This window comes from Rhodococcus sp. NPDC004095 (assembly GCF_053604015.1).
The window spans coordinates 53,512-64,426 of the sequence record NZ_JBSGGS010000001.1 but is presented as its reverse complement, the minus strand read 5'-3'; the positions used below and the strand labels follow the sequence as shown (position 1 = coordinate 64,426).

The window sequence follows — 10,915 nt, the reverse complement described above, 5'->3', positions numbered from 1 at the left end:
ACTCATGTCCACGCCGACCTGCGCCCCGATGCTGGGACCCATGGTCAATCCCTGTGGTTCCCAGATCGATCCGCAATTGGTGGCTCGGCTCTCCGGTCAGTTCAGTGCGCTCGGGCAGCACCTCCACGAGGTAGCGGCGGACCTGACGCGGCTCCGGTCGCAACTCGAGGTCTCCGCACCGCAGCCGGTGCAATCGTCGGCGCCGATGCCGATGCCGATGCCGATGCCCACGGCCGCACCGCAGGCGACACCGATGCAGCATCCGGCCGCAGTGCCGTACCCGGTGCAGCCGACCTACCCGGCCCAGGCGATGTACGTGGCGCAGCCGCCCCGGCCACCCGGTCCCGCTGTGTCGCAGCCCGTTCCGGTTGCCGGCTCCGACCCGACCCGGTCGGCATCCCCGCCGCGCCGCGACCCGTGGTGGCAGCGCGACGGCCTGGTCAGCCGGGTCCTCGCGGTGGCCGGGGCGGCGGTCACCCTGATCGGCGTCGTGATGCTGCTGGTGCTCGCCGCGCAGGCCGGGTTCTTCGGCCCGGTCGCGCGCGTGGTCGCGGGTGCGGTGTTCTCCGGGGCCCTGGTCGGGGCGGGCCTGCGGGTGTTCGGCCGCAGCGGCGGCCGGGTCGGTGGGATCGCCCTGGCCGGCACCGGTATCGCCGGAGGCTTCCTGGACGTGGTCGCCGCGACGACGTATTACGGCTGGCTGCCGCCGGCACTCGGCCTGGCTCTCGCCGCCGCGATCGCCGCGGGCGGGATGGTGCTGGCGACCAGGTGGCGCTCTCAGCCGATGGCTGCGCTCGTCGTGCTCGCGGTCGCGGCCCTTGCGCCCGCGCTGGCCGACGGTCTCACGATCGGCCTGCTGGCCTTCCTGGTGTTGCTGCAGATCGCCGGGTTCGCGCCGCAGCTCGGCAGGGATTGGCCGTACCTGCATGCGGCCCGGACGATCCCGGTGGTCGTCGCGCTGCTCGCCGCGTTCGCATCCGTGTCCTGGGGCGGAGGCGGCTGGTGGGACGGCGTGAACGGTCCGGTCGCGGCGCTGATCGCGCTGGCGGCGACCGTCGCCGTCGTCGGGGTCGGTACGTCGCTGATCGTGGTGCGCAGGCGCGCCGACGACGTGACCGCGACCGCCATGCTCGCAGCCTCGACGCTGCCCCTGCTGCTCAGCGGTGGGGTGCTCGCGCGGTGGACCGAGGTGGCGGTGCAGTGCACGCTGGCCGCCGCGCTACTCGGGGTCCTCGCGACCGTGCCCGCGCTGCCCGGTCACACCCGTGTCGCCCTGTCTGCGGTCGCGGCGGTGGCCGTGCTCCAGGCGAGCATCGGCGCCACCCCCGGCGACGCACTGCCGGTGACGCTGCTGGTGCTGGCGCTCGGCCTGGTCACCGCCGGAGCCCGGTCCCGGTCCCGGATCGCCTTCCTGATCGGGTTCGGTTTCGCCGCCCTCGGCGGACTCCTGTTCGTCGAGGCCGCACCGCCGGCCGCGCTGGCGACCGCCGCCGACGCCCCCTCGTCGCTGGCGGTGATCGCGTCCGGGATGCTGCTGGCGGCGGTGACGGTGCTGCTCGTCGTGCACGCCCGCGGTGTGGGATTGCCGGCCGCCGATCGGACGGACGCGGCGTGGGTCGCGGCCGGGGTGGTGACCGTCTACGCGGGCACGGCGGCCGTGGTGGCGGCGGGCGTCGCGGCGCTCGGCGCGCAGCCGGGATTCATCGCCGGGCACTGCGCCGCGACACTGTCGTGGATGGTGCTGGCGAGCGCGATGCTGCGGTGGGGACTCACGCACCCGGAGCGCACCCACCTCGCGCTCGGCGCCGGCCTGGCGGTGACAGGTGCGGCGCTGGCCAAGCTGTTCCTGTTCGACCTCGCCACGCTCGACGGTGTGTTCCGCGTGCTGGCGTTCATCGGGGTCGGACTGTTGCTGCTGGCGGCGGGCACCCGCTACGCCCGGGCCTTCGCGACCGGGGCGCAGCGCGAGCAACCGGGAATCTGAGTGCACCCACCCGCTGCGCCTATCCTGTGCGGTATGGAGGCGAGGGATCTGCGGGTGTCGGATGCGGAACGGGAGTATGTGGGGCAGCTGCTCCAGCGGGCGGTCGGGCAGGGGATGCTCTCGCTCGGCGAGTTCAGCGAACGGATGGACACCGCCCTGGCCGCCCGCACCCGCGGCGAACTGAACGCGGTGCTCTTCGACCTGCCGGGGATCCGCGTGGTCGGCGACGACGCGCCGTCCGCACCCGGCACCCCGCCGCCCGTCGGCCAGCCGTCCAGCACTCCCGGGTATGCGTCGGCCGGCGCGTACCCGCCCGCCCCGGCGTCGAATGTGATTCGGGCGAAGATGACCAGCGTCAACCGCAAGGGGGCGTGGACCGTCCCCCCGACGCTGCACATCGAGAACTGGCTCTCCGGCGTCACCCTCGACTTCACCTCCGCCGTGATGCAGACCCAGGTCGTGGAGGTGACGGTCGACGGGTTCTGCGGCTCGGTCACGCTCATCGTCCCGGCGGAGGCCACCGTCGATCTGAACGGCGTCGAGACCGTCGGCGGCAGCACCACGAACAAGGTGCGCAGCGGGCCGCCGATCGGACCGCTGCACCTGGTCGTCCGGGGTCAGGTGCGGTTCGGTTCCGTCACCGCGAAGCACCCGTTCGGCACCGGCCTCCGGCGCATGCTCGGCTGAGCCGACGGCTCCCCGTCGTCGCGGTTCGCGCGGGCAGACGCGATCCCGCGACGACCCGCGGTCAGTCCCGGCGCTGGCGGGCCAGCAGTTCCCGGACGCTGACGGTCGGTGCGCCCTCGGTGTGCCGATGCCGACCGGCGTTCGGATCGGCTTCCGCGTCGCCCTGGTGTGCGGTGACCGGTGCGGTCGGCGGGGGAGTGGGTGCCGGAACCGGACGCGGTGCCGGAGCAGTCGGACGCGGCGCCGGAGCTGCCGGGCGCGGCGCAGGGCCGGCCTGCTGCTGGGGTGCGGGCGGGGGAGCGGGGACCGGTGCCGGTCGCGGTGCCGGGGGCACCGGCGAGGGCGGCGGCGTCCCACCGTTCGTCGGCGCGGCGCCGGGCGCACCGTTCACGGGTGCGCCGGTCGGAACCCGCAGGCTGGACAACCAACTCTCGATCGGCCGGTCCGCGGTGGCGGGCGGCTCGGGTGCCGGCGGCGCCGGGCGCGGGGGCTCGGTCGGCTCCGGCCGAGGCCCACGAATACCGCTTCTCGGCGCGGGCGCCGGCGCGGGCGCGGGGGCCGGCGCGGGGGCCGGGCGAGGAGCAGTGGCGGGCTTCGGCGTCACCTGCGGGATCGGCTCCGTCATCGGCTCGCCGACCAGCGGCTCGGCCGTCGCCGCGATCCGGGACGCGGCGGCGGTGCGTGGTGGCAGCACCCGTTCGATCGCGTCGCGGGTCAACGGCGTCGTCCGACGTCGCGTGGCTTCAGGTCGCGGCACCGGGACACCGACCGCTTCGATCTCGGGGACGTTGTCGGGCATCCGCTCGTCGTCGAGGATCGGCTCGCCCAGACCCAGGCGTTCCTGAATGCGCTTCATCCACGCCGGAGCCCACCAGCAGTCGTCGCCGAGCAGCTTCATCACCGCGGGCACCAGGCCCATCCGGATCAGGGTGGCGTCGATGATCAGCGCGGCGATCATGCCGTAGGCGATGTACTTCATCATCACCAGTTCGGAGAACGCGAACGCGCCGGTGACCACGATCAGGATCAACGCGGCCGCGGTGATGATGCGACCGGTGTGCGCGGTGCCGACCCGGACCGCCTCGGTGGTGCTGGCGCCCTGTGCGCGGGCCTCGACCATCCGGGACAGCAGGAACACCTCGTAGTCGGTGGACAGGCCGTAGATGATCGCCATGATCAGCACCAGCACCGGCGACATGATCGGTCCCGGGGTGAAGTTCAACGGGCCGGCGCCGTGACCGTCGATGAAGATCCAGGTGAGGATGCCGAGGGTGGCGCCGAGGCCCAGTGCGGTCATCAGCACCGCCTTGATCGGCAGCACCAGCGATCCGAACGCCAGGAACATCAGCAGCGTGGTCAGGAACACCACCATCACCACCATCAGCGGCAGGCTGCCGAGCAGTGCCCCGATCGAGTCGTGCTCGATCGCGGGTGTGCCGCCGACCAGGACGGTCACCCCGTCCGGGACGTCCATCGACCGCAGGTAGTCGATTGTCGACTCCGCGTCGTTGCGGTCGACGAGCCCGGCCTTGAAGACGGTCACGTCGTCCTTGGTGGGGTTGTTGATCGTGAACTTCTCGACCAGGCCGGGGGCCTCGCTGGCCTCCTTGACGATCTGGGTCAGCTGCGCGCCCTGCGCGCCCTCGACGACCAGTTTGATCGGCTCGGTGCGGTTGTTCGGGAACAGTTCGTCGAACTGTTCCTGGGCGAGCCGGGTCGCGTTGTCCGGAGGCAGGTAGGTCTCGTTGATGCCGCCGAACTTGATGCCCGAGATCGGGATGGTCAGCAACAGCAGGCCGATCACGATCGGGATCGCGACCTTGAGTGGGTGCTTCATGACCCACTGGGTGATCCGGCCCCAGTAGCTGTTCTCGATCTCCTCGGTGGTCTTGGTCTTGCGCATGAACTTCAGGCCCAGCGCGTCGACCCGGCGCCCGAGGATGCCGAGGATGGCGGGCAGCACCGTCACCGAGATCAGGGCCGCCAATGCGACCGCGGCGATCGCGCCGTACGCGACGGATTTCAGGAAGCCCTGCGGGAAGATCAGCAGCCCGCTGAAGCTGGCGATGATCATCGTCGCCGAGAACACGACGGTCCTGCCCGCGGTCATCACGGTCCGGCGCACCGCGTCGCCGGTGCTGTAGCCCTCGGCGATCTCCTCCCGGAACCGGCTGACCATGAACAGGCCGTAGTCGATCGCCAGGCCGAGGCCGATCAGCGAAACCACCGGCGACACGAACGAGTTCACCTCGGTGAACTGGGTGAACAGCTTCACGACGCCGTTGGCGGCGATGATCGTCAGGCCACCGACGATCAGCGGCAGTGCGGCGGCGACGATGCCGCCGAAGATGAAGAACAGCAGCACACCGACCGCGGGAATCGCGAGGAGTTCCATCCGGTGTACGTCGTTGGCCATCGTGTCGTTGAGCGTTCCGGTGACCGGCTGCAGGCCGGACAACCGCACGTCGATGCCGTCGATGTAGAACTGGTCGCGGATCTCGCGGAAGTTGGCCGCGACCTCGGTGTCGTTGTCGCCGGCGATCGCGACACTGGCGATCGCGTGCTGTTTGGTCGCATCGGCCAGCGCCGCGACCTTCGTCGTCCAATAGCTACCGTTGACCTTGAGGATCTGGTCGGGGTTGTTCGCGACGACGTCCTCGAGGTTCTTCGTGATCTTCGCGGCGAACGTCGGATCGTCGACAGTCTTGCCCTCGGGTGCCGTGTAGAGCAGCACCACGTCCGCCGTGGTGTCGCGGCCGAAGGTGCCGTCGGCGAGCTTCGCGGCCGCCACCGACTCGGAGCCGGGATCGTCCCACCCGCTCTGGCTGAGGTTCTTCTCCAGTCCGAGGCCGTACGCGCCGAGGCCGAGCATCAGCGCGACCATCACCCCGATCACAGTGAATCGGAGGCGATAGACGAGGCGACCCCAGCTGGCGAACACTATTGCACTCCTTGACGTCCGAGGAGCAGAGCGGACAGTGGACGGAACGGCTGCAGCCAGGCGCCCTCGTCGGGCAGCGATTCCAGGCTCACGCGCGGCAGCGGCTCACGGAACACCCCGGGAATGTCCTCGAGGTCGACGAACTCGAGGATCTCCGAGGAAACCGCCCAGCTCGCGTGCTCCCGGAACCCGAGCACCTGCACCGGGACCCCGGTCGCCGCGATGTCCTCGAGCGGCTCGCGGAACGCCTGGCCGTCGGCGGACGCGACCATCACACCGCCGAGACCGCCTTCACGGGCCCGCAGCGCGATGTGGTCCAGCATGTCGGAGTCGACGTCGCTGTCCTCGTCGATCTTCGGCTTCGCGAACACGGCGAAACCGACATTACGAAGTGCCTCCACCCAGGGGCGGACGACGTCGGCGCTGCCCGGCGCGATGTTCGTGAACACCGTCGCCTCCGGCTCCAGCCGGACGGAACTCGTCCCCGACAGCTCGGCCGTGCGGCCGAGCAGCCAGCGGCCGAGCGCGTCGAAGCGGGGCCGGTACGCCGCGGTGGGCCGGCCACCCAGAATTGCGCCGAGCCCCATGTCGAGGTTCGGCGCGTCCCACACCAGCAGTACCCGGCGTGGCTGCCGGGGCTCTCGGCTGTCGTCGCCGGCGGCCCCGGCCGTGTCCGGTAGTCGTTCGCTGACGCTCATCCGCTGACCTTTCCCCAGATCATTTCCGTGATCGGACGGCCGACGCGATGCGCCTTGTCCTCGAACTTGGTGACCGGGCGCTCGTGGGTCATCGGCGAGTCGATCGCGCCGCTCGCCAACTCGTCCCAGTCGAGCCGGGTCAATCGAGGCTCGCCGTCGCCCGCCTCGGAGATCCATTCTGCGTACTCGGCGTGGTCCGTCGCCACGTGCAGCACGCCACCGGGCGCGAGCCGGTCCGCGATCAGGGCGAACGTCGCAGGCTGCAGCAGCCGGCGCTTGTGGTGGCGAGCCTTCGGCCACGGGTCCGGGAAGAACACGCGCGCACCGACCAGCGACTCCGGCGTCAACATGTTCTCCAGCACGTCCATCGCGTCGCCGCGCAAGATGCGGATGTTGGTGATGTCGTCGCGCTCGATGGACTGGAGCAGCTGCGCGAGCCCAGGGCGGTACACCTCCACCGCAAGCAGGTTCGTGTGCGGCTCGGCCTTGGCCATCGCGGTGGTCGCCGTGCCGGTTCCACATCCGATCTCGATGATGGTCGGTGCCTTCCGGCCGAACCACCCGTCGATGTCGAGCGGGGTGTCCGATACGTCGGCACCGATGGTCGGCCACATCCGGTCCCAGGATTGCTGCTGGGAATCGGTCAGGGCGCCGCGGCGGGAGCGGAAACTGGTCACCCGGGGATACAGGCGGGAGCCCCGTTCGGGAGCACCCTCCACCCGGGGTTCGGCGTCATTCACCGCACCATTGTCACGCATGACCCCGGATTCTGGCAGCTGGGTCTTAAGGGCTGGTTGAGACTTTGGCCCCGGCGTGTCATCACGGCTTTCGCTGCCTTGCGCGCGCTAATGGTCCACGACCTGCACGTTCGCCGGATGTTTGCCAGTTCGCTCCGCGAATCGACTGTCGTTTTCGTTCGCCGGCTGCGATTATCGCCACGCGCGTCGGGGAGGCGCGCACGGGTGTTTCAGCACTGGGGGTGACGCGATGGCGTCGACGAAAACGATCCTGCACCGGGTGCGGTCGGCACTCGACACGGGCGCCGCAGCGGACCTCGACAGGCTCGTCGGAACCGTGTGTGCGCCGATGCGGATCGAGGTGACCGGCCGTGCCGGCGTCGGCCGGTCCGCCCTCGTCGCCGCGCTGGGGCCGGTACCCGGTGCGGAGGTGGTCGAGTCCGAGGCGTGGGACCGCCCGGGGGCGGCCGATCCTGTCCTCACCGGGGACGTCGTGGTCCTGACCGTGCTCGACCCGCCGCGAGGTGCCGACCGGGCCGCCGCGGATGCCGCCGGTGGGCGACTGGTGGTGGTGCTCACGAAGGCGGACACGCTGACCGACCCGGCCGGGGCCGCGTCCCGGGCGGCGGTCGCGCTCGGCGCGCCGTGCCTGCCGGTGACGGCGGTCGGTGCCGTCCGCGGCCTCGGCGAGGTCCGCGACGTGCTCGCGGTGCGGGTCGCCGCGGTCCGGGCCGATCGGGCGGCGGCCCTGCTGACGCTCCTGCGGTCGCTGGCCGGGGTGGCGGGCCTGCGCGACGCGGTCGAGGACCTCCTCGCCTCCGACGACGCCGTGTGGCTCGCGGCCTCCGCAACCGGTGTGTCCGCCGAGGACGGGGACGCCGGCGACGAGGCGTCGCGCTGGCGGGTCCGGCTGAACACCGCGTCCGACGGGGACTCGGCCCGTGCCGCCCTTGCCGGGCACCGCGCGGCCGTTCGCCGGTTGGTGCGTCGTGCCTGACGGGGAGATCGACCGGGTCCTGCGCCGGTGGCATCCCGGCGTCCACGAGTCGTCCGCGCCGGTTGTCGCTGTCGCCGGCCTGCCCGGAACCGGTCGCAGCACCCTGTCCACGCGGCTCGGCGAATTGCTGCCCGACCTCCGGGTCGTCGACGGCCCGGATCCCGTGGCGACCGTGACGGTGACGGTGTTCGACGCCGCGGCCCCGCTCGGACGGGAGGAACTTTCGCTGCTCGAATCGGTCGCGGCGAGCGGGACGACGGTGGTGTGCGCGCTGACTCGGGTCGACGCGCACCGGGACTGGCCGTCGGTGCTCGGCCGCGACGCCGCGCTGCTTTCCGAACACATGCCCGCGGTCGCGCGGCACCCGATCCTGCCGGTGTCCGCCGTGACCGGCCGCGGGCTGCCGGAACTACGGGCCGCGGTCGACGAGGCCCTGTGCGGCGCCGATCCCGGGCACCCGCGCCGCGCCGTCCTCGAACGGACCCGCGCGATCGTGGCCGAGGCCGCCGCCGACCTGCGGCGTGACGACGACACGCCGCGGCTGCGGGAACGGCGCACTGCCCTGATCGCGGACCGTGACGACGTCCGCGCCGAGGGCCTCGCCGCGCTGCGCCGGCTGACCGCGCTGGCCCGCGTCGACCTCACACATCTGGTCGGCGACCGGGTGCGCGCGGCCGCGACCACGCTGCGCGCCGGACTCGACCGGTCCGACGAGGACTCACTCCGCGAGGTCCCGCAACGGTTGCGCGACGAGGTCGCGGCGTTGACCGTCGAACTGGACGCGGCGACGAGCGTCGCGCTGACCGGGCTGGGAACCCTGGTGCTGGGAGAGACGCACCCGGTGGCCGGTCCGAACCGGCCGCCGCCGGCCGTGGTGGATCCGCAGCCGCGGCACCGGGGCGTCGAGGAGCGGATGGTGATCGTCGTCGGGGCATCCGCGGGGGCGGGCCTGGGCAGGCTGGTCATGTCCCCGATGGCGGGCAGTGCGGTGTTCGACCTGATCGCCGTCCCGGTGACCCTGCTCCTCGGCGCACTCGCCGCCTGGTGGCTGACGCGGATGCGCCGCGTGGCTGCCGATCGTGCACACCTGCGGCAGTGGATCGCGGAGGCGATGGCGCAGGTGCGTTCCGGGCTCGAACAGCGGGTGCTGACCCGCCTCGTCGACACCGAGGCCGAGATCGGCGAGGCGATCGGCCGCGCCCACCGGCAGCGGGTCGCGGCGACCGAGCCGGCGCTCGCCGACCTGGACCGGGCGCTGAGGGAGAACCTGGCCCGCACCTCGGGCCGGGTGGCTGCTGTGGAGCGGGACCTCGCGGTGATCGACCGGGCGCTGGCGGAACCGGGGGACGGAGTGGTGCGTCCAAGTCGGCAGTGACCGGTCTCGGGGACGGGCCGGTGTGATCGAGGGAGGGTGGCGGCGATGCAGGACGAGATGCTGATGATGGGGTTGCTCGGAGAACACTCCGTGTCGGTGGAGTCGGGTCCGGCGGACGGGGACATCGTCCTGGTCGATCCGACCGTCGACCTCGACGGCGACGGGATCCTCGACACCCGGGCGTTCGCGGATGCGGACGGGGTGACGGTCGTGTCCGACCTCGACGGCGACGGCCGCGCGGACCACCTGACCAGGGTCGAGGGGGACGGCGGGTACGCGGCGTGGGAGCCACGGCGGGACGCCGACGGCACGGTGCGCTGGGACCGCACCGACCTCGGACAGCTGTGAGCGCGGCCGCGCGGCGTCGTATACGAGCGGATGCATATCGGAATTTCCGAAAACGCTCAGCAAACTGGACGGATGTCCGTATAAAGGTCGGGTGCGTAACGACGATCACGCACATGTCACACCTTCACCGGGCCGACCGCGGTGGGATGCGCGGGGCCTGTACCTGATCGAAACGGAGATCTACATGTCCCGATCCTCGATGCGCCGGATCACTGCTGTCGCCGCCTCCGGTGCCCTCGTCGCCGCAGGCGCGGTCGTCGGCCTCGGCCTCGGAACCGGTGTCGCCAGCGCCGCCGACTGCAACCAGTCCAGCCACGCCGAGAAGAACAACGCCAGCACCGTGTGGATCACCCACACCTACGACCGCTCGGTCAACGTCACGGAGGCCGCGGGTGGCACCCAGGTCACCTACAAGACGGTGATCGGTACCACCAGCATCGGCAACCCGTACGTCAACACCATCACCGAGTTCCCGCCCACCGGATTCGGTGCGCCCGTCAAGTCGGTCATCACCGCCTTCAACGCAATCGGCGGTCAGCAGCCCGAGGAGGTGACCGCGACCCCGAACGGAGCCGGCTACAAGTTCACCAGCACCGGGTGGTTCGTCAACTCCGGTAACCCGGTCACTCTCGAGACGACCTACGTGGTTCCGAAGGACTCGACCCCCGGCACGGCGATCACCAGCGGTGGCGTCGGCGTCGCGGGCACCGTCGGCGTCAGCAACGAGCTGCCGGACCTGACGGCGTGCTTCAAGGTCCGCCTGCCCAACGCCGGTGAGACCGTGCTCAGCGTCGCGGACGAGACCGGAACCGGTTCGGCCGAGGGACAGCTGTCCTCGACCGGTTCGATCAGCGACGTCCTCGGCGACACCATTCTGAAGGTGATCGAGGGCAGCCTCAGCTGATCCGAGAGCACCACAACCGACTCCGGCGGTGACGACTTCGGTCGTCACCGCCGGAGTCGTGTGACGGCCGTGCCAGATCACTGAATCGGTCCTGTGACCGATCGGACGTGACCCGATTCCCACCACGCGGACCTGCAGCGCTAACCTCTTACCAGGACACCCGGCGCCCGCGTCGTCGTCGACCGTGTGAAACCACTCGCACACGGAGACGGAACAGCGGGTAGTGCCCCGCCGAGAGGGGTCA

9 protein-coding genes are annotated in these 10,915 nt (G+C 71.4%); 6 read left to right on the top strand and 3 right to left on the bottom strand.

All coding sequences use genetic code 11. The features are described 5' to 3' along the window. Nucleotides 1-4: 4 nt before the first annotated feature. A complete protein-coding gene (locus ACWEPG_RS00250) occupies nucleotides 5-1,984 on the top strand; it encodes a DUF2339 domain-containing protein (RefSeq protein ID WP_452593589.1) in 1,980 nt (659 codons plus the stop codon). Nucleotides 1,985-2,017: 33 nt separating this feature from the next. Further along, nucleotides 2,018-2,671: a DUF1707 SHOCT-like domain-containing protein gene (locus ACWEPG_RS00245; RefSeq protein WP_450111994.1), complete on the top strand. Its 654-nt coding sequence runs from the start codon at nucleotides 2,018-2,020 to the stop codon at nucleotides 2,669-2,671. A 61-nt stretch (nucleotides 2,672-2,732) separates the two neighbouring features. Here ACWEPG_RS00245 and ACWEPG_RS00240 read toward each other — a convergent pair whose 3' ends face one another. Genes ACWEPG_RS00240 through trmB form a run of 3 tightly spaced genes read right to left on the bottom strand, consistent with a single transcriptional unit; the run spans nucleotide 2,733 to nucleotide 7,086 of the window. Beyond that, nucleotides 2,733-5,612, bottom strand: a complete 2,880-nt coding sequence (locus tag ACWEPG_RS00240) for an MMPL family transporter (protein WP_450111995.1) — start codon at nucleotides 5,610-5,612, stop codon at nucleotides 2,733-2,735. Then, nucleotides 5,612-6,310, bottom strand: a complete 699-nt coding sequence (locus tag ACWEPG_RS00235; protein WP_450111996.1) for an NYN domain-containing protein — start codon at nucleotides 6,308-6,310, stop codon at nucleotides 5,612-5,614. Before ACWEPG_RS00235 ends, ACWEPG_RS00240 begins: the two co-directional genes overlap by 1 nt. Continuing rightward, on the bottom strand, nucleotides 6,307-7,086 hold the full coding sequence (trmB, locus tag ACWEPG_RS00230) for a tRNA (guanosine(46)-N7)-methyltransferase TrmB (RefSeq protein WP_450112059.1): 780 nt from the start codon (nucleotides 7,084-7,086) through the stop codon (nucleotides 6,307-6,309). The genes ACWEPG_RS00235 and trmB overlap by 4 nt, the downstream gene beginning before the upstream one ends. A 211-nt stretch (nucleotides 7,087-7,297) precedes the next feature. On the opposite strand from trmB, the gene ACWEPG_RS00225 reads away from it, so the two are divergent. From ACWEPG_RS00225 to ACWEPG_RS00210, 4 genes are all read left to right on the top strand, one after another. Further along, entirely contained in the window at nucleotides 7,298-8,044 is a 747-nt protein-coding gene (locus tag ACWEPG_RS00225; RefSeq protein WP_452593588.1) for a hypothetical protein, read from the top strand. Next, a complete protein-coding gene (locus ACWEPG_RS00220; protein ID WP_452593587.1) occupies nucleotides 8,037-9,419 on the top strand; it encodes a hypothetical protein in 1,383 nt (460 codons plus the stop codon). Before ACWEPG_RS00225 ends, ACWEPG_RS00220 begins: the two co-directional genes overlap by 8 nt. Nucleotides 9,420-9,464: 45 nt before the next feature. Then, the gene (locus tag ACWEPG_RS00215; protein ID WP_452593586.1) at nucleotides 9,465-9,767 is read left to right on the top strand and encodes a DUF6802 family protein; all 303 of its coding nucleotides are present in this window, start codon (nucleotides 9,465-9,467) and stop codon (nucleotides 9,765-9,767) included. Between the two features lie 184 nt (nucleotides 9,768-9,951). Then, nucleotides 9,952-10,671, top strand: coding sequence for a hypothetical protein (locus tag ACWEPG_RS00210; RefSeq protein ID WP_450112000.1), 720 nt, complete (start codon nucleotides 9,952-9,954; stop codon nucleotides 10,669-10,671). Nucleotides 10,672-10,915: the final 244 nt, after the last annotated feature.

What these genes read in the sequence shown, in the direction of transcription:
- ACWEPG_RS00250 (WP_452593589.1), top strand. Translation starts at nt 5, where the DNA reads ATGTCCACGCCGACCTGCGCCCCGATGCTGGGACCCATGGTCAATCCC.
- ACWEPG_RS00245 (WP_450111994.1), top strand. Translation starts at nt 2,018, where the DNA reads ATGGAGGCGAGGGATCTGCGGGTGTCGGATGCGGAACGGGAGTATGTG.
- ACWEPG_RS00235 (WP_450111996.1), bottom strand. Translation starts at nt 6,310, where the DNA reads ATGAGCGTCAGCGAACGACTACCGGACACGGCCGGGGCCGCCGGCGAC.
- ACWEPG_RS00225 (WP_452593588.1), top strand. Translation starts at nt 7,298, where the DNA reads ATGGCGTCGACGAAAACGATCCTGCACCGGGTGCGGTCGGCACTCGAC.
- ACWEPG_RS00215 (WP_452593586.1), top strand. Translation starts at nt 9,465, where the DNA reads ATGCAGGACGAGATGCTGATGATGGGGTTGCTCGGAGAACACTCCGTG.
- ACWEPG_RS00210 (WP_450112000.1), top strand. Translation starts at nt 9,952, where the DNA reads ATGTCCCGATCCTCGATGCGCCGGATCACTGCTGTCGCCGCCTCCGGT.